Annotated in this window: 17 protein-coding genes and 1 pseudogene; 8 read left to right on the forward strand and 10 right to left on the reverse strand. The window is 68.4% G+C overall.

The window, feature by feature from the left end; translation table 11 throughout:
* Window positions 1-121 precede the first annotated feature (121 nt).
* The 9 genes from EU555_RS05260 to EU555_RS05300 form a co-directional block, all read right to left on the reverse strand.
* On the reverse strand, window positions 122-1,009 hold the full coding sequence (locus tag EU555_RS05260; protein ID WP_135413621.1) for a ribokinase: 888 nt from the start codon (window positions 1,007-1,009) through the stop codon (window positions 122-124).
* A gap of 25 nt (window positions 1,010-1,034) precedes the next feature.
* Window positions 1,035-1,985, reverse strand: coding sequence for a TAXI family TRAP transporter solute-binding subunit (locus tag EU555_RS05265; protein WP_135413622.1), 951 nt, complete (start codon window positions 1,983-1,985; stop codon window positions 1,035-1,037).
* A 261-nt stretch (window positions 1,986-2,246) separates the two neighbouring features.
* A complete protein-coding gene (locus EU555_RS05270) occupies window positions 2,247-3,155 on the reverse strand; it encodes an SGNH/GDSL hydrolase family protein (RefSeq protein WP_135413623.1) in 909 nt (302 codons plus the stop codon).
* Window positions 3,116-4,213 (reverse strand): OpgC family protein, encoded by a 1,098-nt coding sequence (locus tag EU555_RS05275; RefSeq protein ID WP_135413624.1) that lies wholly within the window; start codon window positions 4,211-4,213, stop codon window positions 3,116-3,118. The genes EU555_RS05270 and EU555_RS05275 overlap by 40 nt, the downstream gene beginning before the upstream one ends.
* A 150-nt stretch (window positions 4,214-4,363) precedes the next feature.
* Window positions 4,364-4,699, reverse strand: a complete 336-nt coding sequence (locus EU555_RS05280; RefSeq protein ID WP_245524154.1) for a hypothetical protein — start codon at window positions 4,697-4,699, stop codon at window positions 4,364-4,366.
* A gap of 52 nt (window positions 4,700-4,751) precedes the next feature.
* Window positions 4,752-6,314: a S10 family peptidase gene (locus EU555_RS05285; RefSeq protein ID WP_135413626.1), complete on the reverse strand. Its 1,563-nt coding sequence runs from the start codon at window positions 6,312-6,314 to the stop codon at window positions 4,752-4,754.
* 353 nt (window positions 6,315-6,667) lie between these two features.
* Window positions 6,668-7,120, reverse strand: coding sequence for a DNA polymerase III subunit chi (locus EU555_RS05290; protein WP_135413627.1), 453 nt, complete (start codon window positions 7,118-7,120; stop codon window positions 6,668-6,670).
* A gap of 61 nt (window positions 7,121-7,181) precedes the next feature.
* A complete protein-coding gene (locus EU555_RS05295; protein WP_135413628.1) occupies window positions 7,182-8,999 on the reverse strand; it encodes a methylmalonyl-CoA mutase family protein in 1,818 nt (605 codons plus the stop codon).
* Window positions 9,000-9,105: 106 nt separating this feature from the next.
* Window positions 9,106-9,909: an undecaprenyl-diphosphate phosphatase gene (locus EU555_RS05300; RefSeq protein ID WP_135413629.1), complete on the reverse strand. Its 804-nt coding sequence runs from the start codon at window positions 9,907-9,909 to the stop codon at window positions 9,106-9,108.
* Between the two features lie 470 nt (window positions 9,910-10,379).
* Here EU555_RS05300 and EU555_RS05305 point away from each other — a divergent pair, with 470 nt between their 5' ends.
* The 7 genes and pseudogenes from EU555_RS05305 to EU555_RS05335 all read left to right on the forward strand — a co-directional run bounded on the left by EU555_RS05305 (window position 10,380) and on the right by EU555_RS05335 (window position 20,767).
* Window positions 10,380-11,072: a glutathione S-transferase family protein gene (locus EU555_RS05305; RefSeq protein WP_135413630.1), complete on the forward strand. Its 693-nt coding sequence runs from the start codon at window positions 10,380-10,382 to the stop codon at window positions 11,070-11,072.
* Window positions 11,069-12,226: a tRNA epoxyqueuosine(34) reductase QueG gene (gene queG, locus EU555_RS05310; RefSeq protein WP_281041273.1), complete on the forward strand. Its 1,158-nt coding sequence runs from the start codon at window positions 11,069-11,071 to the stop codon at window positions 12,224-12,226. Before EU555_RS05305 ends, queG begins: the two co-directional genes overlap by 4 nt.
* A gap of 33 nt (window positions 12,227-12,259) precedes the next feature.
* A complete protein-coding gene (locus EU555_RS05315) occupies window positions 12,260-13,096 on the forward strand; it encodes an SDR family oxidoreductase (protein ID WP_135413632.1) in 837 nt (278 codons plus the stop codon).
* 287 nt (window positions 13,097-13,383) lie between these two features.
* Window positions 13,384-14,235, forward strand: a complete 852-nt coding sequence (locus EU555_RS05320) for an urea carboxylase-associated family protein (protein ID WP_135413633.1) — start codon at window positions 13,384-13,386, stop codon at window positions 14,233-14,235.
* A 105-nt stretch (window positions 14,236-14,340) separates the two neighbouring features.
* A pseudogene (locus tag EU555_RS05325) lies at window positions 14,341-15,087 on the forward strand (transposase family protein); the annotation flags it as partial.
* A gap of 566 nt (window positions 15,088-15,653) precedes the next feature.
* Window positions 15,654-19,919, forward strand: coding sequence for an RHS repeat-associated core domain-containing protein (locus EU555_RS05330; protein ID WP_167858444.1), 4,266 nt, complete (start codon window positions 15,654-15,656; stop codon window positions 19,917-19,919).
* A gap of 608 nt (window positions 19,920-20,527) precedes the next feature.
* On the forward strand, window positions 20,528-20,767 hold the full coding sequence (locus tag EU555_RS05335) for a hypothetical protein (RefSeq protein WP_135413635.1): 240 nt from the start codon (window positions 20,528-20,530) through the stop codon (window positions 20,765-20,767).
* On the opposite strand, the gene EU555_RS05340 is transcribed toward EU555_RS05335, so the two are convergent.
* Window positions 20,727-21,392: an A24 family peptidase gene (locus EU555_RS05340; protein WP_135413636.1), complete on the reverse strand. Its 666-nt coding sequence runs from the start codon at window positions 21,390-21,392 to the stop codon at window positions 20,727-20,729. The two genes, EU555_RS05335 and EU555_RS05340, sit on opposite strands and share 41 nt — an antisense overlap.
* Between EU555_RS05340 and gspG the strand changes: the two genes are divergently transcribed.
* Window positions 21,380-21,859, forward strand: a complete 480-nt coding sequence (gspG, locus tag EU555_RS05345; RefSeq protein WP_135413637.1) for a type II secretion system major pseudopilin GspG — start codon at window positions 21,380-21,382, stop codon at window positions 21,857-21,859. The two genes, EU555_RS05340 and gspG, sit on opposite strands and share 13 nt — an antisense overlap.
* Window positions 21,860-21,870 lie beyond the last annotated feature (11 nt).

The raw sequence follows: 21,870 nt of genomic DNA on the forward strand, positions 1-21,870 counted from the left end.
CCGCCCCCCGTCGCGAGTCGGCGGCCTCCTCGGCCGGCAGGCAGGCGAGACACGATCCTCCGCAACACTCCTCCGACACGGTTGCCGTCTGCATGGCTGCGGAACCGCGGGCCGTCCGGCCTCAGGCACCGGATAGCGCCGCGTCGATCTCCGCCCGCCCGGGCAGGCTGGACTGACTTCCCGGGCGGGTGCAGGCGAGGGCGGCGGCCGCGCTCGCGCGCTCCATGGCGGCCCGGAGGGGAAGGCCGCGGTCGAGGGACGCCGCCAGCACGCCGACGAAGCCGTCGCCGGCCGCGGTGGTGTCGACCGGCACGACCGGCCGGGCCGGCACCTGCCAGGCACCCTCGGCGCTGGCCGCCTCCGAGCCGGCCTCCCCCAGCGTCCGCACGACGTCGGTGCCGAGCGCCGCCCGCAGGGCCGTTGCTTCGGCCCCGCAGCCGAGCCGCGCCGCCACCGCCCCGGCCTCGTCCTGGTTGACGACGAGGAGATCGCAGAGCCGCAGGACGTCGCGCGCGAGCGGCAGGGCCGGGGCCAGGTTGAGGATCGTGCGCAGGCCGAAGGCGCGACTCCGGCGCAGCAGCGCGGTCGTCTCGGCGACATCGGTCTCCATCTGCAGCAGGAGCGCCGTCGCCCGGGCGAGGAGCGCGTCCTCGACCTGATCGCCCCGGGCGAGGGCGTTGGCCCCGAGGGCGACCGCGATGCGGTTGTCGCCGGCGGCCTCGGTCCAGATCGAGGCGCAGCCGGTCGGGCCAGGCACCGTGCGGACCCGCGTCAGGTCGATGCCGGCCTGCCGCAGGCCGGCGAGCGCCACATCGGCCAGGGCATCGGCGCCGACCGCCCCGGCCATCACGGTCTCGGCGCCGTCGCGGGCCGCCGCCACGGCCTGGTTCGCACCCTTGCCGCCGGCCTGGACCGTGAGGTCGTCGGCGAGCAGCGTCTGGCCGGCGGACGGGGCCTGCTTCAGGCGAAAGATCAGGTCCGCGTTCACGGAGCCGAAGACGACGATCACCGGTTCCGCTCCGGACTTGTCGGGGTCAGGGACGGCTGCCCGCAGCGCGCAGGAAGGCCGCAGTCGCCGGATGGAGCCAGGCCGCCGGCACCGCCTCCGCCAGGTCGCGCGGGTCGCTCGGCCGCTCGTGGGGAAGGCGCCGGGCCAAAGCCGGCTTCGCCCGGTCGACCGCCGCGACGAGGCGCGCGACCGCCGCCGGGTCGAGGCCGGGCTTGCCGAGGACGAAGCTCCAGGACCCCACCGTCTCGATCGCCGCGGACTGTCCCGGGAAGGTATCCGGCGCCACGGTCATGCGCCGCAGGGACGGGCTTGCCGCCAGGATCGCGGCGATTGCCGGTGCGGAGGGGCCGAGGAAGCGGGCGCCGCCCGGGCCGTCGGCCATCGTGCGGAAGCCCGGCCAGCCGGTGCCGCCGCCCCAGAGCGCCGCGGCGCGGCCGTCGCGCACCATCGCCGGGCCGTCGCCCGCATGGTCGAGGAGGACCGGGCGGATGTCGCGCTCGGGGTCGAGGCCCGCGCCGCGCAACACGGTCCGGCCCATGGCGGTGAGGCCGGAGCTCTTCGTGCCGAGCGCCACCGGCCGCCCGCGCAGGTCGTCGATCGTGCGCACCGGGCTGTCGGCCGGCACGACGAACAGCCCCGGCGCCGCGTAGACCGGGGCGACCACGGTCACCGCCGGCTCGCCCTGCCGGCTCAAGGCCTCGTAGGCGTACTCGCCCTGGACGAGGCCGAGATCGACCTGGCCCTCGCGCAGGAGCACCAGGTTCTCGGTCGAGCCCTGGCTCGGGCGCAGCTCGAGGGTGAGGTCCGGATCGACCTCGCGGATCGCCGCCGCCAGTGCCGCGCCGTAGGCCGGAAAGCCCCCGCCCGGCGTCGCGGTGGCGAGGACGAGGCGCAGGGGCTCGCCAGCCCGGGCCGACGGGGCGGGCGCGAGGAGGCCGATCCAGGTCGCGGCGGCGATCAGGCAGGGTCTCAGCATGGTTCGGGTCCCATTCGGCTTCGTCCCGCGGCGGCGGCGATCCCGCGGGGTGACAGGCTTTCCGCTTGATCTATCCCGACCCGAATACGGCGCGGGATCCCCTCTTCCGTATGGGAGAGGGGGGACGTGCCCTATCTTTTTCGCTGCCGCAAACCATCGACGGCGCGCTCTTCCGCGGTTCGCATCGCAAGCAACGAAGGAACGCGGAATGTCGTCAGTGGATGATCGGAGACCGGCCCATGCACGACTTCAGCCCGACCCTCAATTGCCGGGCGGCGGGGTCACCGGGACGTCGGGCTGGAGCAGCGAGACGGTGATCGCCCGGGTGACGTGCTCGGCCATGCAGCGATAGCCCAGATCGGCCAGGCGGAAGCCTGCGCCGGACTGGGCCGTGTCCCCCCGCGCCTCGCCCTTGAGGGCGCTGATCGCCCGCGTGGCGAGGTAGCGCATCGCCTCGTAGCGCTGGACCAGCGGCACCTGCTCGCGCTCGGCGACTTTCTGGATCGCCTGAACGAACTGACGGTAGTAGTCGTCCTTGGCGAGGCTGGCGGTGTATTGCGGGTCGACCAGCACCACGTCGATGCCGTGCGACTTGATCCAGGACACCGTCTCGGCCAGCGATTGGGAGAACCCCTCGATGTCGACCCGGGCCAGCGCGTCGTTGCCGCCGACCTGCCAGACCACGAGGTCGGGCTCGATCTCGGCGACCTGGTTGCGCAGGCGCTCGGCCGCCCCGAAGGCGATCTCGCCCGAGACGCCGCGGCTCTCCACCGTCACCTCGATGTCGGGCAGGGAGCGGGTCAGGGCGTCTTCCAGGCGCACCGGGTAGGTCGCGGCGGTGCCGAGGCCGCCGGAATTGGAGCCGATGGTCAGGACCTGGACGGCGCGGTGCTCGCGCAGGGCCTTCTTCACCGCCTTCAGCTTGGCCAGGGTATAGAGCTTGGAGCCCGGCACCCGGCACTCGGGCGAGAGGCTCGGATCGGGCGCGTCCGGGCTCGGGGCCGTGGCCTGGAGGGCCGGGATCTCGGCATGGGCCGGCTCGCGCGCAGGCTGGGCGGCTTGGGTTGCCTGCGGCGCTTGAGGCGCCTGGGCCGCGGCCGGCAGCGCGAGGCAGGTTGCCAAGGCGAGGCTCACGCCGCCGAGGAGGGACGGGGAGAGCGAGAGCGCCATTCGACGAACCATGCCGTGAACGAGAGAGAGGCCAGCCCACATCCTACGACGAATATGTCTGTCGCGAAACCACCTCCTGTCCAGAAACGAATCAGCTGTGCACCGAGGCTCGCGACCGACCCGACCGAGAACACCGCGAGCGAGTTGCGGCCCAGTGCGGCAAGCTCGCCGGTGAGCCAGCGCGCCCGGGGCTGGATGAGGCCGAACACCGCCTGGAAGGCGAGCATCACGCCGAGGAAATGCACCAGCCGGGCGGGCGACAGGTAGGACTTGTCGAAGATGAAGAGGAGGCGCGGCTCCGGCACCGCCAGGGGATCGGGCCGCAGGTTGAACCAGGACAGGACCGCGCCGACGAGGACGATGACGATGCCGAGCGGCATCAGCCGGCGGCGCCAGGCCAGGAACCGCTCCGAGCTGCGCCGCCACTCGTGCGCGGCGAAACCGAGCACCAGCAGCAGCTGCCAGCAGAGCGGGTTGAAGAACCAGTGCCCCTCGACCGGCCAGCTCGGGATATTGATCTCGAACACCAGGCTGACGGCGTAGAGCGCGGCCGAGATCCCGAGCGCCAGGCCGAGATGCACCCGCGCCAGCAGCACGAAGGCGGGCGCGAGGCCGAGCAGCACGACGTAGAGTGGCAGGATGTTGAAGAAGCCGAGCTGGTGCAGCAGCGTCACCCAGCCGACGGTGGCCTGGATCGGGTCGCTGAAGATCGGCCCGGCATTGTGCCACTCCACCAGGAGCGGGTTGTCGAGGTAGAGGGCGGCGCCGGCCAGCATCGCCAGCGCGACCGCCGTGATGACGAGCTGGGCGCGATAGACCTCGACCATGCGGGAGAGGAGCCGCAGCACCGTGCGGGCCGCCGGCTCCGGGACGCCGTCGCGCCCGCGGGTCGCGATGCCGATCGACCATCCGGCCAGGAACACGAACAGCTCGGCCGCGTCCGAGATCCCGTACTGGGAATAGGTGTAGTCCTGGAAGACGTTTCCGGGAATGTGATTGATGAAGATCGTGATCAGGGCGAAGCCGCGCCAGAAATCGACCGCATTCGGTTCACGCATGATGCTCGTGGTCCCTCTTGCCGGTCTCCGGCCACCGCCGGACCGGGCCGGCGCGGCGGCGCGCGTGACGCTGGAAAGGTAGCGCGTGGCTTTGAAATCGCCGCGCGGCCGGGCGGCCGCGGCGGTCGGATGGCTGAGACTCCCGTCGGCCTATTTCACGATCCGGTCGAGGCGGTTGTTGACGAAGAAGTACAGCTCCTTCGCGCCGGGCTCGGTGTAGAGCACCTGCACCTCGCGCTGGCCGCGCCCGCTCTCGCCGACGAGCACGTCGGTCGGCGGCTTGCCCTTGAGCCGCACCAGCTCGCACTCGCCGATGCCGGGGGCGATCTCCGTGGCGGTGGCCGGGACCGCGCCGGTGCAGCGGCCGTCCGGCGCCAGGACCGGGCCCCAGGCCGGCGCGGGCGGCGCCGGCTTCGGGGCCGCGATGGTCACCGGCGGGGCGGCGCGGTCGGTGCCGCCGCCGCACGCCGCCAGGGTCGCGCTCATCAGGCCTGATCCCACCAGGGCGATCACCGTCCGCCGCATCGTCCCCCGTCCGTCATCGTCCCTCGTCTCCGCTCCGCCGCGCGGCCAGGGCCGTCTCGTAGAGGCGGAGCGCGTCCCCGCGCAAGGCCGCCCGCGAGGCTTTGCGGAAATAGAACATGTGGCCGCCGGGATAGACCGCGAGGGAGAGGCGCTTGCCGCTGCCGTACGGCGGCACCTGGTCGAGGATCAGCTTCGAGGCGAAGTAGGGGGTGACGAGGTCGGTGTAGCCGTGAGCGACGAGCACCCGCAGCGCCCCGTCGAGGGCGAGCGCCTGGCGCAGCTCGCCCACCACCTCGGGCGTGGAGCGGCCCGAGCCCCAGCTCCAGCCGCCATTGACCGAACCGTTGAGGAGCTCGTAGCGCAGGTTCGGCACCCGCCAGTTCAGGGTGCGGGCGTAGAGGTCGACCATCGCGCTCGACAGCGGCGCCTGCATGGCGGTGAGGATCGGGTCCTCGAACCGGCTCTGCGCCGCGCTCGGATCCGGGTCCCACCCGGTCACGCCGGTGTCGTAGGCGCTGGCGACGCGGCCCGCATCCCGGTCGGCCTCGCGCTGGTAGCTCGATCCGGCGACCCGGCCGGCCTGGCGGCGCACCAGGGCGGGGTCGAGCCCGGTCAGGCCCGCGACGCGTTCGGTGAGGCGGTCGATGGCGGCCTTGTCGGCGGGCCCGCGCAGGAGGTCGGCGAGGTAGGGGCCGGTGGCATAGGCTTCCGCCTCGGCCATGCGGGCGGGATCGGGCGCCTGCCCGCGCCGCTCGAGGCCCGCGGCGGCGAGCGAGGGCAGCCGCGTCACGGCGCCGAGGGGATTGTGGCGCGGCGGCTGCAGGTAGCCGAAATCGAGCACCGGTGAGAGCAGCACCAGGCCCGACAGCCCGACCCCGACATCGTCCTGCAGCTTGCGGGCGACGAGCAGCCCGCGGAAACCGCCGTAGCTCTCGCCGAGGAAGAACTTCGGCGAGGCGAGGCGGTCGTTGGTGCGCAGCCAGCGGGCGATCACCGCCGACAGCACGGCGGCGTCGCTCTCGACCGCGTAGTAGCGCTTTCCGTCGTCGCCGGCGGCGCGGCTGTAGCCGGTGCCGACGGGGTCGATGAAGACGAGGTCGGTGAAGTCGAGCCAGGTCTCGTCGTTCGGCACCACCGTGGGTGCCGCCGAGGGGCTGATGCTCGGGCCGTCGAGGGGCAGGCGCCAGGGCCCGACCGCCGCGAGGTTGAGATAGGCCGAGGCCGCGCCGGGCCCGCCATTGACCGCGAAGGTGACGGGCCGGGTGCCCGCCTCGCGGCCCGGCAGGGTGAAGGCCGTGACGGCGATCTCGGCCTGAAGCTTGCCCGCTTCGTCGACGAGCGGCAGGCTGCCGGCCATCGCCGTGAAGTTCAGGGTACGGCCGTCCGAAAGGGTCAGGCTGTGCTGCGTCGTCGCATCGGGCGGCAGGCGCCGTCCCTCGGGCTGGCGCGCCTCCTGGCGGTTGTCCTGACGGCCCTCTTGTCGAGCCTCCTGGCGGGCGGGCTGCGCCAGCAGCGAGCCCGATCCGAGGAGCAGCGCGGCTGCGAGCGCGAGGATGCGGGTCGTGATGCGGGTCATGACGTCTCCTCACGGGCCGAGGCCCTGGTCACCCTTATGATTTCCGCCTGATCTCAGTCTCAGAGATCAAGCGCGGGATCCCCTCTCCCGGCGATCCCGGGCTTGCCCGGGATCGCTGCACGGTGTGGGAGAGGGGTAGGGGCGATCGAAGATCGTGCAGGGTGGCTCGGGTTCCAGATAGGTCGCCCAGCGTCGAGCTGCGCAGCTCAACGGATCAGGATCATTGCGGAACCCAAGCCACCCTCACGCGGGCCGCAGGCCCGTGCGCGATCTTCGATCCCCCGGCCCCTCTCCCACACGGGAGGGGGGAGATGTGCTCTATTCTTGTCGGTATCGATCGGCCGGAACCCACATCACGCCTTCTTCTGCCAGCGGCCGCGCTCGTCCTGCTGCCAGTAGGCGACGCTGTGGCCGGCCTCCTTGGCGCCGCGCCACTGCTCGCGGGCGTGCAGCAGGGCGTCCTGGTCGGTGCCGTCGAACAGGATGCAGATGCGCTGGTAGCTGGCGGCGTCGTCGGGCAGGGCCGCGCCCTCGACCAGGAAGCGGATCGAGGCGCCGTTCGGGTTGGCGTCGCGCAGGGTCAGCACCACCGGCTGGGTGCCGCAATCGGGATCGCGGTCGGTGCCATGGGGCAGGAAGCTCTCGTCCGAGAACACCCAGAGGTGGTCGTCGAGGGCCTGGAGCCGCTCCTCGCTCGTCGCCTGCACGGCGACGCGCCATTGCCGCTCCAGGGATTTCTCCAGGAGGTTCGGCAGCACCGCCTCCAGGGGCTGGCGCTGCATGTGGTAGAACAGGATCTCGGTCACGGTTGCCAGAGATAGGGCACCCCGGGCCGGACGGAACCGGGACGGGGCGCGGTGCTGTGCCTCACGCGGCAGCCGCCGCTTGCGCCTGGGTCAGCAGCTTCACCAGGTCGCAGCCGGCATAGAGGTCGTGGGCGACGCCCGCCGCCCGCAGGGCGGATTCGAGGTCGCCCGGCCGGCCGGCGAGGTAGAGCGTGCTGGCGCCCGCCGCCTTCAGCGCCTCGGCGGCAGGCACCGCCTGCTCGGCGTAGATCGCGTCCGACGAGCACAGGCAGGCGAGCGGCGTGCCCGATGCCCGGAAGGCCTCCGCCATGGCGGCGTGATCCGGAAAACCCTCGTTCGTCACCGCCTCGATGCCGCCGGCCTCGAAGGCGTTGCGGGCGAAGGTGGCGCGGGTGTTGAAGGCGCTCAAGGGTCCCAGATTGGCCAGGAACACGCGCGGGCGCCGGCCGGTGCGGGCGAGGACCGCGTCGGAGGCGTCGCGCAGCGCCTCGTAGGGCTCGGCGAGGCGCCGGGACGGCAGCGCGCCCTCCGGCACCGCCACCGCCGCCGGGGCGGGAGCCAGCACCGCGACGGGCGCCTCGTGCAGATCCGGGAACTCGCTGGTGCCGGTGACCGGCTGGCGGCGGGTCGCGAGGTCGGCGTCGCGGGTCTTGCGCAGGGTGGCGAGGCGCTCCGCGAGGGCGCCGGAGCGGAGGCTGGCGGCGATCCCCCCGTCCCGCTCGATGGCCTGGAACTGGGTCCAGGCCTCGTCGCAGAGCGCGTCGGTGAGCGCCTCGAAGCCGCCGGCGCCGGCGGCCGGGTCGGCGACGCGCCAGAGATTGGCCTCGTCGAGGAGGACGTGCTGGGTGTTGCGGGCGCAGCGGCGCGCGAAGGCGTCGGGCAGGCCGAGGGCCGCCGTGAAGGGCAGCACCGTGACCGAATCGGCGCCCCCCAACCCCGCCGAGAACGCGGCCGTGGTCGCCCGCAGCATGTTGACCCAGGGGTCGCGCCGGGTGGTGGTGCGCCAGGCGGTCTCGGCGTGAAGGCGGATCGGCGCCGGCTCAAGGCCACAAGCCTCCTCGATCCGGGCCCAGAGCCGGCGGAGCGCGCGGGTCTTGGCGACCGTCAGGAACTCGTCGGCATCGGCGACCAGCAGGAAGGCCAGGGCCGTGCGGGCGCGCTCCAGCGGCTGCCCGCCGGCCTCAAGGGCCCGCAGGGTCGCGAGCGCCCCGGACAGGACCGCGGCGAGTTCCAGCGCCTCGCTGGCGCCGGCCTCGTGGAACGGGCGGGCATCGGCCAGGAAGGCGCGGCCGGCAAAGCCCTGCGCCTCGAGGTCGCGCAGGATCGCGGCCGGATCGGGCCAGGACGGGCTCTCGCCGGTGGCGGCCTGCACCGCGACGGGGTCGATGCCGAGGTCGATGTCGAGGGCGGCGAGATCGTCGCCGCGGGCCTTCGCCAGGGCGAGGAGCGCCTTGGCGGCCTCGGGCGCCGCGGGGCCGGCCTCGAGCCTGACGCCGATCAGCGGCAGCATCACGCCGGCGAGCGCCGCCGCGAGGGCCTGCGGACCCGGCAGGCCGAAGCCGCGGGCCGAGGGCGCGCCGGCCATCACCAGGGTCAGGGCGTCGGCGCCGCCCTCGAGATCGGTCAGCGCCAGGGCGTTGGCCTCGGCGGGATCGGGATGGTCGACCCGCTGGCTCACGCGCCAGCGGCCCGGCTGCGCCCGGCCGGGCTGGGGGCTGGCCTCCGCGGGCGGATAGAGCGGCGCGACCGTGAGGCCGTCCGGCGTGCGCCGCACCAGCCGCTTCTCGAAATCGGCGCCCTTGAGCACCCCGTCCACCAAGGCACGCCACTGCGCCTCGGTGGCGGCCGGAAACGCGGCGGCGAGCGTCGTATCGTCCATGGCGGGTCCTCGTGGCGGGGCTTTCTCCCTCACGCCAGGACATAGCCGCGCCAGCCGCCACAGGTCGAGTGCCCTCGCGGGGGAGGAGGCCCAAGGCCTCCTGCCCTCACCCGAACACGATCAGCCCGGCAAAGCCCGCCGCGCCCACCAGGATGCGCCACCAGGCGAACAGCGCGAAGCCGTGGCGGGAGACGTAGTTGAGCAGCTTGCGCACCACGAACAAAGCCGACAGGAACGCCGCCGCGAATCCGATGGCGATCAGCCCGACATCGTCCTTCGACAGGTTCTTGTAGTTGTCGAGCAGGTCCTTGGCGAAGGCGCCGGCCATGGTCGGCATCGCGAGGTAGAACGAGAACTCGGTGGCGGCGCGCTTGCCCGAGCCCATCAGCATCGCCCCCACGATGGTGGCGCCGGAGCGCGAGACGCCCGGGATCATCGCCAGGCACTGGAACAGGCCGATCTTGAGCGCCATCGGCAGCGAGAACTGGTGCACGTCGTCGTATTTCTGCTCGATCTCGGTCTCGTCGATGACGAGGAGCACGAGGCCGCCGGCGACCAGGGTCGAGCAGATGATCCAGGGGTTGAACAGGTAGAACTTGATGTACTTCGAAAAGAGGCCGCCGATGATCGCGGCCGGCAGGAACGCGATCAGGATCGCCAGGATGAAGCGGCGCGCGTTCGGGTCGCGGGGCGCCCGCACCAGGAGATCGAGGAGCTGGCGGAAATAGACGCCGACGATGGCCAGGATGGCGCCGAGCTGGATCAGCACCTCGAAGGTGTTGTTGGGCGATTGAAAGCCGATGAAGTGGCCGACGAGGAGCTGGTGGCCGGTCGAGGAGACCGGGATGAACTCGGTGGCGCCCTCGACGAGGGCGAGGACGACGGCCTTGCCGATGCTGACAACGTCCATCACCGCGCCCCCCGGCCCGCATCCTTGCCGCGATCCTTGCCGCGATCCTTGCCGCGCGCGGACGCGCCCGCCCGCCCTGTCGCCGCACTCGTCATGTCGCCTGCTCTCGTGGTCGCGCCGCGGGCGGTCCGAGACCGCGTCCGGCGGGGAATGGGAAACGGGGCCCGGCTCGCGCCGCGCCTGCCGCGCGCCGGTACGGCTCCACCTCTGTGGCAAGTCTGTGGTGGCAAGTCTGTGGTGCCGGAACCGCGGGCTTCGGGAGCCGGACCGTTCCGGCCGCGCGGCGGAGTCTCGCACCGGCATGGTTGAGGCTCGGTTACCAGCCCGACTGACCCGTGTTAAGGATGCCGAAAGATATTCATGAACCGGTGACCAGCCGTTAAGGCTGCGCGGGTCACTTCGGACAGGTCCCACCCACCGCGAGCCGACCTTCAAGGCCAGCCAACAGACGAAGCGCGAAACGGCCCCGCATGGCGACGCTCCATCACTCCTCGTTCTGCCCGCATTCCCGCTTCGTGCGCCTGGTCATGGCCGAGATGGGCATGGAGCCCCAGCTCGTCGAAGAGCGCCCGTGGGAACGCCGGGAGGATTTCCTGATGATGAACCCCGCCGGCACCACCCCGGTGCTGGTGGAGGAGAGCGGGCTCGCCGTGCCGGGGGGCAACGTCATCGCCGAGTACCTCGACGAGACGCGGGGCCTGGGCTCGAGCGGGATCCGGCTCCTGCCGGAATCCCCCGCCGCCCGGGTCGAGGTGCGCCGCCTGCTCGACTGGTTCCTGCACAAGTTCGACCAGGAGGTGACCGGCTACCTCGTCACCGAGAAGATCCACAAGCGGTTCATGACCTCGCAGCACGGCGGCGGCCCGCCGGACATGAACGCGATCCGGGCGGCGCGCAGCAACGTGCGCTACCACCTGAAATACATCGGCTACCTGATCTCGCGGCGGAACTGGCTGGCCGGCGGCCATCTGACCTATGCGGATCTGGCCGCGGCGGCCCATCTCTCCTGCGTGGATTACCTCGGCGACGTGCCATGGGACGAGGACGAGACGGCGAGGAACTGGTACGCGCGGGTGAAGTCGCGCCCGTCCTTCCGCGGCCTGCTCGCCGACCGGGTGGCCGGGATGGCGCCGGCCGATCACTACGCGGACCTGGACTTCTGACACCCGACGCCCTCAGACGCTTCCTCGAGACCCGCGCCCGGGCGCTCGGCTTCGACGCGCTGGCGGTGACGCGGCCCGACGCGGTGCCGGCGCTGCCGGAGCGCCTCGCCGCCTGGCTCGCCGAGGGCCATCACGGCGGCATGGGCTGGATGGCGGAGCGGACGGAGGCGCGGGCGGATCCCGCCGCCCTGTGGCCGGCGGTGCGCAGCATCGTGATGCTCGGGGTCAATGCCGCGCCGGACGGCGACCCGCTCGCGGCCCTGTCCGATCCGTCGCTCGGGTCGATCGCCGTCTATGCGCGGCGGCGCGACTACCACGACGTGATCAAGGGCAAGCTGAAGGAGCTCGGCGGCGCCTTCGCGGCCAAGGCTGGCGCGGAGATCAAGGTCTTCGTCGATACGGCGCCGGTGATGGAGAAGCCGCTCGCCGCCGCCGCCGGGCTCGGCTGGCAGGGCAAGCACAGCGTGCTGGTGTCGCGCGACTTCGGCAACTGGCTGATGCTCGGCGCCATCTACACCACCGCCGAGCTGCCGGCGGACGCGCCCGAGGGCGACCGGTGCGGGAACTGCCGGCGCTGCCTCGAGGCCTGCCCGACCGACGCCTTCCCGGCCCCCTACCGGCTCGATGCCCGGCGCTGCCTCGCCTACCTGACGATCGAGCATGCCGGGCCGATCCCGGCCGCGTTCCGGGCGCCGATGGGCAACCGGGTGTTCGGCTGCGACGATTGCCTGGCGGTGTGCCCGTGGAACAAGTTCGCGGTCGCCACCCGGGAGGCGCGGCTCTCCGCCCGCCAGGACCTGGCGGCCCCTCCGCTGGCCGAGCTCGCCCGGCTCGACGACGCGGCCTTCCGCGCGCGCTTCGCCGGCACGCCGATCAAGCGCACCGGGCGCGACCGGTTCCTGCGCAACGTGCTGATCGCGATCGGCAATTCGGGCGACGCGGCGCTCGCCGGCGAGGCCGCGCGCCTCCTTTCCGACGCCTCGCCGCTGGTGCGCGGCATGGCGGTGTGGGCGCTCGCGCGCCTCGGGCACCTTCCCCCTGCCCCGCCGCCGGAGGAGCGCGACCCCGACGTGCTCGCCGAGTGGGCGCTCGCCAGAAATCCGGGTGTCCAGAGGGCAAGCCCTCTGGCGGGTGCAGGGCAGCGCCCTGCATAAGTCCGCATCCCCTTCAGGCAGGGCTCAGACCGCATGAACCTGTTCGTCTTCGGGCTCGGCTACACCGCCGGCCACTTCGTGGCGCGCGAGCGCGCCCGCTTCGCCACCGTGACGGCGACCCGGCAGGCTCCGGCCGCGATCGACGGCGTCGCGGTGCGGGTGTTCTCGCCGGACGCGACGGATCCGCGGATCACCGGCGATCTCGGCCGAGCCGACGCGATCCTGGTGTCGATCCCGCCGGATTCCGGCCACGACCCGGCGCTCCACGCCTTCTCGGACGCGATCGCCGGGAGCCCGGCGCGGTGGATCGGCTATCTCTCGACCATCGGTGTCTATGGCGACCAGAGCGGGGCCTGGATCGACGAGGCGACGCCACCGGCGCCCACCCACCAGCGCACCCGCGACCGGGTGGCGGCCGAGGAGGCCTGGGCCGCGCTCGGCGCGCGGACGGGCAAGGCGGTGCAGGTCTTCCGGCTCTCGGGCATCTACGGCCCGGGGCGCAACGCGTTCGAGAAGCTGCGCCAGGGCAAGGCCCAGCGCATCGTCAAGCCGGGTCAGGTGTTCAACCGCATCCACGTCGACGACATCGCGACCACGCTTGCCGCCTCCCTCGACCGGCCCAGGCCAGGTGCGATCTACAACGTCACCGACGACGAGCCGGCCCCGCCGCAGGACGTGACGGCCTACGCGGCCGAGCTCGCCGGGCTGCCGCTGCCGCCGGCGATCGATTTCGACACCGCACAGTTAAGCCCGATGGCGCGCAGCTTCTACGGCGAGAACAAGCGGGTGCGGAACCGGCTGATCCGCGAGGAGCTGGGGGTGAGGCTGGCCTATCCGACGTATCGGGAGGGGTTGCGGGCGCTGGTGTGAGCGGTGGTTCAGGGGCGCCGCGCAGGCCGAACACGCATCCGAGGCCGGCAGGTCCGTCCGAGGACCCGTTCGCGGACCGGACATGGCGGCAGACCGGAGCGGGTCGGGTCCTTGCCATGCTTCGGCATTGCGCAGATGTCGTCACGGGAGCTGCACCTTCAAGGGCATGGCTCGGCCGGCCCGCGCGCCGAGCATCGGCGCCGGAGGCCCGCGCCCCACCCCCGGTTTGCCCCTGCCCCACGCTTCTGCCACTCCAGGGCGCGTCACACCCGCCAGGAGCACCCGGCATGAAGGACTTTCCGGCCGCCTATCAGGTCAGCGAGGGCTCGGCCCTGTCGGTCGATCGGCCGTTCTACGAGCGGATCGCCGCCGAGACCGGCGGGCGCACGCTCGTCGACGCGTTCACCATCCCGATCCGCACCGGGCGGGCCTGGAGCGTGCCGGCGGGCCACGTCTTCCGGGTCGTGGCGCCCGAGGGGCCGCAGGTCGGCGACCTCAACCTCTGGAACCGGCACGACCCGCGCGAGCGGCTGTGGGCGGCGCGCACCCGCCAGCTCCAGGGGGCCCATGTCACGACCCACGACCGGCTGTGGTCGACCCTGCCGTTCCTGCGTCCCCTCGTCACCATCACGGCCGACAGCCTGAGCCACTACGGCACTGACGAGTACGGCGGCCGGGTCCACGACCTCCTCGGCACCCGCTGCGATCCTTACGTCAACAAGCTGCTCACCGGCCAGGACTTCCACTTCCACTGCCATTCGAACCTGGTCCGGGCGGTGATGCCGTTCGGCCTGACCGAGTTCGACGTGCACGACGTGCTCAACGTGTTTCAGGTCACCGGCCTCAACCACGACGACCTGTACTTCATGCGCGACTGCCCGGCGCAGGCGGGCGACTATCTCGAGTTCTTCGCCGAGATCGACCTGCTCTGCGCCCTCTCGACCTGCCCGGGCGGCGACCTCTCGGTGCCGCTCTGGGGGCCGGACGCCCGCGACCCGATCGAGGTCTGCCGCCCGCTCGCCGTCGAGGTCTACCGGCTGGCGCCGGACTTGACCGAGGGCTGGCGAAGCCCGGAGGTCGCGCCCTATCGCGGCCAGCACGGGCTGCACGCCGAGAAGGGCTGGTGGGACAAGGCCTAGGGCTGTTTGGTGGCGGAACGTTGTTGGGATGCGGCGCTGGGCGGTTGAGGAGCATGCCTGGCGCTTCGAGCGGGCACACCGCTCCTCCTCCCGGAGGACGCGCTGATGCACGCGATCCACCCCAACGTTCGCACCACCCCCGCCGCACGGGCGGACATCGCCCGCTCGCACGAGCCCTCAGGTGTTCTCGCTCGTCGCTACGGCGTCTCGACCGAGACCATCCTTCAATGGCGCAAGCGCGGCCCTGAGGACTGCCAGGACCGCTCGGCCCGGCCCCACACCCTGCGCTGGAAGGCCAGCGAGGAGGAGCGCGCCATCGTTTGCGCCCTGGGTCGATCCACCGGCTTTCCCCTCGATGACCTCACCTTCGTGGTCACCCACTTCCTGCCCCACCTCAACAGCGACGCCGTCTACCGCATCCTCAAGGCCGAGCGCCTCAACCGCCTCCCGCCCGCACACCAGTCCCGTAAACCGCACGGCAAATTCGAGGAGCACGAGGTCGGCTTACTGCACATGGACGTGAAGCATTTGCGCAAGTAGCGCGACAAGGACGGATCAACCCGGAAACGCTACTTGTACGTCGCCATCGATCAAGCGCCGGGTGCAACGCGAGGTGCTCGGCATTACGATCTTCAGCCACCAGGATCTGGAAGTCCTGCTGGCGGGCTTCAACGTCGCCTACAATGGCCGTCGACAACACGCCTTGAAGGTCTCTCGCCCGTGGTGGTCCTGCACCTACGCTTGAAGGACGAACCTGCCCTGGCTCGCGCGGCAGCCAAGAAGGTCGATCCCGCCACTCTGGATCGAGCGCTCAAGGTTGTTGCCTGTGCCAAGGAGGTCTCACAACCAGACACCGCTGGTTCCACCCGGCCTTGTAGCGCGGCTTGCGACCGCACTGCTGGAAGACGCGGCTGCAGGCCGCTTCAAGGTGGCGCAGCGCCTGCTGGACGGGCAATTCGGGATGCAGATTGTATTTGACAGTTGTATCTCAGCCGCATCGCGTCGTCGACAATTAAAGAGAAGGCGATAAAAAAAGTACCAAAATAGGTTGTCAAGACTGAAAATTGATTGACGTAAGGTAATTTGGAGTTGCCAGCAGGAATGGAAGATGCACGAAATGCGGAGGGATGATACGGACGCACGCTATGTCACGGAAATTTCGTAAATTCGTATATGGCACTTCCGCAATCGCTGTGTGTGTGACAAATCAAGCATTACCGGTGCAGGCAAAAAAAATATGGACCGGACCTAATGTCGCAACCAATACAAATATCGTAGGGGCCAGCGGCTGTGGCGTCGCGCATGCCACCGCAATTGCTGCTTATGGGCCTCAACTGTGCTTTCATGGCTGCGTCGAGAGCGGCAACAAGGCGATAGACTCGAACACATCTAATCCAGACGTGTGCTTTCCTGGAGACATGGTGCACAGCGCCGGTGGTTCCAGGAACGGCAATGCGATTGCTTCGTGCGACGCCGGCGAGGCACTGGTCGACGGCGACTGCGTACGAGCAGATCGTACGTCTCCAGCCCCTCCAGCCGCCCCCATCTGTCCTGTCGGCAATCCAATCGATCCAGTCAGTGGAGCAAAAACCGAGTATTATCTGGATTTTTCTGCTGACTCCAGCGACGGAATGAAACTTGAGCGCTTCTACAATAGCGATTTTGCATCTCAGAGCGACACGTTGCAGCGAGCGCAGCTTGGATATGGCTGGCGTACCAACTTCGACGTCTTGGCGCGCCTTGGTTACGATGGTGGCGGCTGGTTCAGCGCCCCAGTCTTGGCTCGGTTCTATGTGGTGTTTACGAATGGCATTCAAGTCGTTTTCAAGAAACAATCAGATGGAAGTTGGGTTAGCGCATATTACAATGGATCGTCACAATCATGGACCAACTATACTGAGAAAACTCAATATAATCTTGTCAACGTTGGGCAGAATTACGAACTATCGATTGATGGTCAGAATACGTGGGTGTTCAACAGCGATGCGAAATTGACGCAGATCCGATATTCGAGCGGATATGTTCAAAATCTGACGTATGACGGCAACGGAAAGCTCTCGCAGGCGAGCGACAACAGAGGAGTATCTCTTACCTTTCACGTCAGCGTTTTTGGCCATCTTCAATCCGTTGACACACCCGCGGGAACCATAAGCTACAGTTACGCCAACAAGATCGATCCACAATTCAAGCAGGCATATCTATCCACGGACACGGCAGCGCCCAACACGCGCTACTACGAGCCTGTCCTCCAGACCGTCACGTTCCCGGGCTCGCCCGCGACCACGCTGACCTACCATTACGAGGACACGGTCAACCGCTTCGCTCTCACCGGCATCACCGACCAGCGGGGGATCCGGTACGCCACGTTCAGCTATGACAGCAACGGGCGCGCCATCCAGACTAAGCATATTGGCGAGATCGACAAATATACCCTGACCTATAATGTCACCAACGGCCAAAACACGGTCACAAATCCGCTCGGCAAGGTGACCCGGTACAACTTCTCGAAGACGGCACAGGGCCGCATCCAGCTGTCCGGCATCCAGGGCGACCTGTCCCAGAACTGCCCGGCCAGCGCCAGGGCCTACAGCTACGACACGGGCGGCGCAGTCGCGAGCGAGACCGACGAGGAAGGCCGGGTGACAGCCTACATCCGTGACGCGCGCGGGCGTCCGATCTCGATCACCCGGGGCTCGGGCACGCCGCAGGCGACCACCACCACCATCACCTGGCACGCCACCCTCAACCTGCCCGCCCAGGTCGTCGAGCCGGGCCTCACCACGGACTTCACCTATTCCGCCACCGGCCAGCTGACGCAGCTCAAGCAGACCGACACCACCACCCAGACCGTCCCGTTCTCCACCCAGGGGCGGACCCGGATCTGGACCTACACCTACGCCACGGGCGGCCTCCTCGCCTCCGTCGACGGGCCGCTGGCCGGAACCGGCGACACGGTCGCCTATACCTATTCCAGCACGGGCGCTCTCCAGACGATCACCAACGAGCTCGGCCAGGTGGCGACCGTCACTGCATGGAGCCCGCGCGGCCAGCCAACCTCGATCACCGGCATTGATGGCGTCGTCACCACCTACACCTACGACGATCAGGGACGGGTCACGCGGGTCGTGATCAACCCGGGCTCGTCCCAGACCGTCTGGACCATGACCTACACCGCCGCCGGCGACCTCGCGAGCTACAGCGAGCCGGCCGGGGCGACCTACACCCTGACCTGGGACGACGCCCGCCGCCTCACCAGGATCCAGAACAACCTCGGCGAGGCCGTCACCTACGGCCGCGACGTCATGGGCAACGTCACCGGCCAATCCATCGTGGCGGACGACGGCTCGACCCAGATGTTCGGCCTCACCAACTCGCTCGACGAGCTGGGGCGGCTGATCAGGCAGGTCGGTGGCGAGGGGCGGACCTGGAAGTTCGGCTACGACAAGACCGGCAACCTCACCGGCGTCACCGATCCGCGCAACAAGAGCGTGGGCTACGGCTTCGACGCCGTCGGCCGCCTGATCTCCGAGACCGAGCGCGACGGTGGTGTAGTCAAGCACGCCTATGACGGCAATGACGAGGAGAGCACCTACACCGACCCGCGCAACCTCGCCACCGCCTACATACGCAACGGCTTCGGAGAGGTGATCCAGGAAACCTCCCCCGATCGCGGCACCACCGTCTACGACTACGATACCCGCGGCCTGATGATCTCCAAGAAGGATGCCCGCAACATCACCGTGACCTACGGCTACGACGCGGCCGGGCGCCTCACCTCCCGCTCCTACCCGACCACCTCACTCAACGAGAGCTTCACCTACGACGGCGCCGCGGCCGGGGCGGTGGGCAAAGGCCGGCTCACCCGGATGCAGGATGCCGGCGGCAGCAGCGACTTCTACTACGACGCGGCCGGCCGGGTGACCGGCGAGGTGCGGACGGTGGGCGGCTACAGCCACACGGTTGCCTACGGCTACGACGCGACCGGTACCGGGCGGCTGCGCTTCCTGACCTATCCGTCGGGCCGGGTGGTGGTCTACGGCTACGACGCGCTCGGGCGGGTGAACTATGTCGGCCTGAAAGCGTCCGCGAACGGGTCCGAGCAGGTGATCGCCTCGTGGGCGGGCTACTTCCCGTTCGGCCCGCTGCGCGGCTTCAGCTTCGGCAACGGGCTGAACTCGTGGTCGAACCGCAGCCTGGAATACAAGCTCGACGGCCTGTTCCTCGACCAGGCCTCGGGCGGCCCGAGCCTGATCGAGCGCTATCACTGGTGGGGCGACGACGGGCTGAACCTGCAGGTGCTCAACAACGACAGCATCGACCCGGCCCAGACCCAGCGCTTCAGCTACGACGATGCCGAACGGCTGGTGGGTGGCACCGGCCCGTGGGGGGCGCTGAGCTGGACCTACGACACGGTCGGCAACCGCCTGAGCGAGGCGCGTTCGGCCTCGGGCACCACGACGACCCAGACCTATGCCTATCCGTCCGGGTCGAACCGGCTCAGCGGGGTCAGCCAGGGCGGCACGGCAGTGCGCTCATTCCTGTACGATGCAGCCGGCAGCCTGACGAGCGATACGAAATCAGGTGCGACGACGGCCTACACGATCAGCGCCGCGGGGCGCATCGCGCAGGTGACGGTCGGGGGCGTCGCAAAAGCGAACTATCTGTATGACGGCAAGAACCGCCTGTCGGTGCGCCAGACGCTGAACATGACGCCGTCCGGGACGCAGCACCTGATTCACGACGTGTGGGACCACGTGCTGGTGGAGACGAACGGAGCCGGCCAGGCGGTGCGGGAATACATCTGGGTAGGTGACATCCCGGTGGCGGTGGTGGACAGTTCGGCGGGTGCCGCGAGCCCGACGCTGTTGTGGGTTCACGTCGACCATCTGGGCCGTCCGGAACTGATGACGGACGCGACGAAGGCCGTGAAGTGGAAGGCGGTGTACGAGCCGTTCGGGGCGGTGTCGTCGATAACGGGCCCTGCAGCGCTGCAGATGCGGTTCCCGGGGCAGTGGTTCCAGCTCGAGGCGGGATTGGCCTATAACTGGAACAGGCACTACGATGCTACCACGGGGCGATACACGCAAGTTGATCCTCTCGGACTGCCAGATGGCCCTTCTCGCTATGCATATGCCGGTGGCAATCCAATCGGCTATGTTGATCAAAATGGCGAGTTCTTCTTCATACCGTCGCTTCTTGGGGCGGGAATAGGAGCATTGACCGACGTAGGCTTCCAATTAGTTCTAAATGGCGGTGAATTCAAATGCGTCGACTGGGGTCAAGTGGGTGTGTCAGCAGGGTTGGGAGCTTTGGGAGGCGGTTTGGGTTCCTTGACCAGGAGAGTACGCGACGCTACAGAGTTTTCGCATTGGATTCCGGCTCGTTATGTTCGCCCGCTAAGTCGTTCGGGCAAGAACGCCAATCCATATTACATGCCTTCTCTGGATGTTCCAATTGTGCGTGACTTCGTCAATAGCACTCTCAATGGCAACTACGTATCACCATCGATGCATGCGCTGACAGATCCATACAGGCACCTGACTGGCATGACTGCGGCCGACAAGCTACATCCTGCCCTCCAGCAGTTGCTGCGCATCCCTGGTTGGCTAGGCGGGTCGGTCGCAGGGAGCGCAGCAGGGTCGGCGAACTCAGCGTTTAATAAGGATTGCACATGCAGCAAGTGAGATCCGAAATGCCACTTATTTCGTACCCTGCGCTTCTTTGGCGGGACGGTTACATCTTCTTGGCTGGAAACCCTCTTGAACTCTGCGCCTTTCCGCGCTCACTGTTCAACGAAGTCGTGCAGAGAGCGCGCGCCGGCGAGATGCACTTGGTAGATGCCGAAGGTAGATACTTCGACATTGTAGACTGGACGGTGACCTTCCCATTCGGAGGCCTGAAGAGCATCGTAGATCGAATATTTAGATCGATCTTCGCTGTCCCAGTGCTGGCAAACGAGTCGAAGATGTCTTTGCCGGAATTCAAGATGACTGTGGCTTGTGCCGTCAGGGGTCGATACCGCTACGATACCGACAAATATCCGGCCTTCGAAACAGTTCGTAAACTGCGTGCGGCGGAGTCGTACCGAGCTGCAATCGACGCTGTTCCTAAGTTGTAGCCTCATGGCTGTTCACCCATTCGGGCAGGCCCCGCGACAAGGGGTCGGGTCTGGTTCGTTCCCGAACCGGATCTGGAATACAAGCTCGACGGCCTGTTCCTCGACCAGGCCTCGGGCGGCCCGAGCCTGATCGAGCGCTATCACTGGTGGGGCGACGACGGGCTGAACCTGCAGGTGCTCAACAACGACAGCATCGACCCGGCCCAGACTCAGCGCTTCAGCTACGACGATGCCGAACGGCTGGTGGGTGGCACCGGCCCGTGGGGGGTGCTGAGCTGGACCTACGACACGGTCGGCAACCGCCTGAGCAAGTGCGTACAATTGTACTGGTCGGGAATACACGCCGTGAAATGTGTCCGGCGACGCAAGAAAATCAAATATGTGCAAGCCAAAAAATGTAAGAAGAAGCCATAAAAAATGCCCCGAAAGGCAAATACGTGTATCTTGATATCAATCTTTTGCGTGAGATGCCTCTAGATACGCCAAATGCAAGCGTCAGAAGTGCGGCCAGCACAATCACGAATGGGAATTGTGGCAGGTCGATGAACACTCCTACTGCAATAGAGAGCTTCATATCGCCATGACCGATAGCGTCGCGAGATCGATATGCTCGATAAGCACAGTCGAGCAGGTAAAATACAGAAAAATATAAAAATGATCTAAAAAATGAAGAGAGCAAAATTAAATAAAAATCGTCCTTTTCAAACAAGTTTACAAAAAAACCGATCAGATAAATTAATACGATATCACGATCATAGATCACCCGCAAGCGAATATCTGTCGTGAAGATCCGCATTGTCGTACCAGCGAAACCAGCCGATGCAAAGAGCATCGGGCCATCGCTGTCGACTGCATAAGCTGCTCCAGCACCCAGAACGGCAGCGAGTGTTGCCCAAAGGTCAAGGTAAATCGGCGGCCTTGGTGCTAAGCCCCTCTGATGGGTCGCTCGCCCCATATGCATTCTGCCGCCACTCCGTTGTTCTGCCCGTCCGGTGTCGTGTCCATCGTCCCGCAAGAGGCGCAACCATGATCGCTCCATTCCGGTCTCACGCGTCTCGCTTTCTCAGGATCGTGCGGGCGCGGCCACGCCCGCGCTGGACACGGCGCGGCTTCACGCTGGTCGAGATCCTCGTCGTCCTCACCATCATCGGGCTCATCATGGGGCTGATCGGGCCGCAGGTGTTCAACGTCCTGGGCGATGCGCGCGGGAAAACCGCCAAGATCCAGATCCAGACCCTGGGCTCGGCCCTCGACGTCTTCTACATGGACACCGGGCGCTATCCGACCCCGGACGAGGGCCTGATCGCGCTGGTGCAGCGACCGGCCGACGTAGAGGCCTGGAACGGACCCTACGTCAAGGGCGGGCGTGTGCCGAAGGATCCCTGGGGGCGGGCTTACGTCTACCGGGTTCCCGGCCGCAACGACGAGCCCTACGAGATCAGTTCGCTCGGACCCAGCGGCCGCGCGACGGACGAGGGACCGGGCGCGGCCGCCGCGTCGCAGTAGGGCCCCGCCCC

Origin of the sequence: Methylobacterium nonmethylotrophicum, from assembly GCF_004745635.1 — a bacterium.
GTDB classification, from domain to species: Bacteria; Pseudomonadota; Alphaproteobacteria; order Rhizobiales; family Beijerinckiaceae; genus Methylobacterium; species Methylobacterium nonmethylotrophicum.

Coding starts and splice junctions, on each gene's coding strand:
- EU555_RS05265 (WP_135413622.1), bottom strand. CDS start 1,985: ATGCTGAGACCCTGCCTGATCGCCGCCGCGACCTGGATCGGCCTCCTC.
- EU555_RS05270 (WP_135413623.1), bottom strand. CDS start 3,155: ATGGCGCTCTCGCTCTCCCCGTCCCTCCTCGGCGGCGTGAGCCTCGCC.
- EU555_RS05275 (WP_135413624.1), bottom strand. CDS start 4,213: ATGCGTGAACCGAATGCGGTCGATTTCTGGCGCGGCTTCGCCCTGATC.
- EU555_RS05280 (WP_245524154.1), bottom strand. CDS start 4,699: ATGAGCGCGACCCTGGCGGCGTGCGGCGGCGGCACCGACCGCGCCGCC.
- EU555_RS05285 (WP_135413626.1), bottom strand. CDS start 6,314: ATGACCCGCATCACGACCCGCATCCTCGCGCTCGCAGCCGCGCTGCTC.
- EU555_RS05295 (WP_135413628.1), bottom strand. CDS start 8,999: ATGGACGATACGACGCTCGCCGCCGCGTTTCCGGCCGCCACCGAGGCG.
- EU555_RS05300 (WP_135413629.1), bottom strand. CDS start 9,909: ATGGACGTTGTCAGCATCGGCAAGGCCGTCGTCCTCGCCCTCGTCGAG.
- EU555_RS05305 (WP_135413630.1), top strand. CDS start 10,380: ATGGCGACGCTCCATCACTCCTCGTTCTGCCCGCATTCCCGCTTCGTG.
- EU555_RS05315 (WP_135413632.1), top strand. CDS start 12,260: ATGAACCTGTTCGTCTTCGGGCTCGGCTACACCGCCGGCCACTTCGTG.
- EU555_RS05320 (WP_135413633.1), top strand. CDS start 13,384: ATGAAGGACTTTCCGGCCGCCTATCAGGTCAGCGAGGGCTCGGCCCTG.
- EU555_RS05330 (WP_167858444.1), top strand. CDS start 15,654: ATGGTGCACAGCGCCGGTGGTTCCAGGAACGGCAATGCGATTGCTTCG.
- gspG (WP_135413637.1), top strand. CDS start 21,380: ATGATCGCTCCATTCCGGTCTCACGCGTCTCGCTTTCTCAGGATCGTG.
- EU555_RS05340 (WP_135413636.1), bottom strand. CDS start 21,392: ATGGAGCGATCATGGTTGCGCCTCTTGCGGGACGATGGACACGACACC.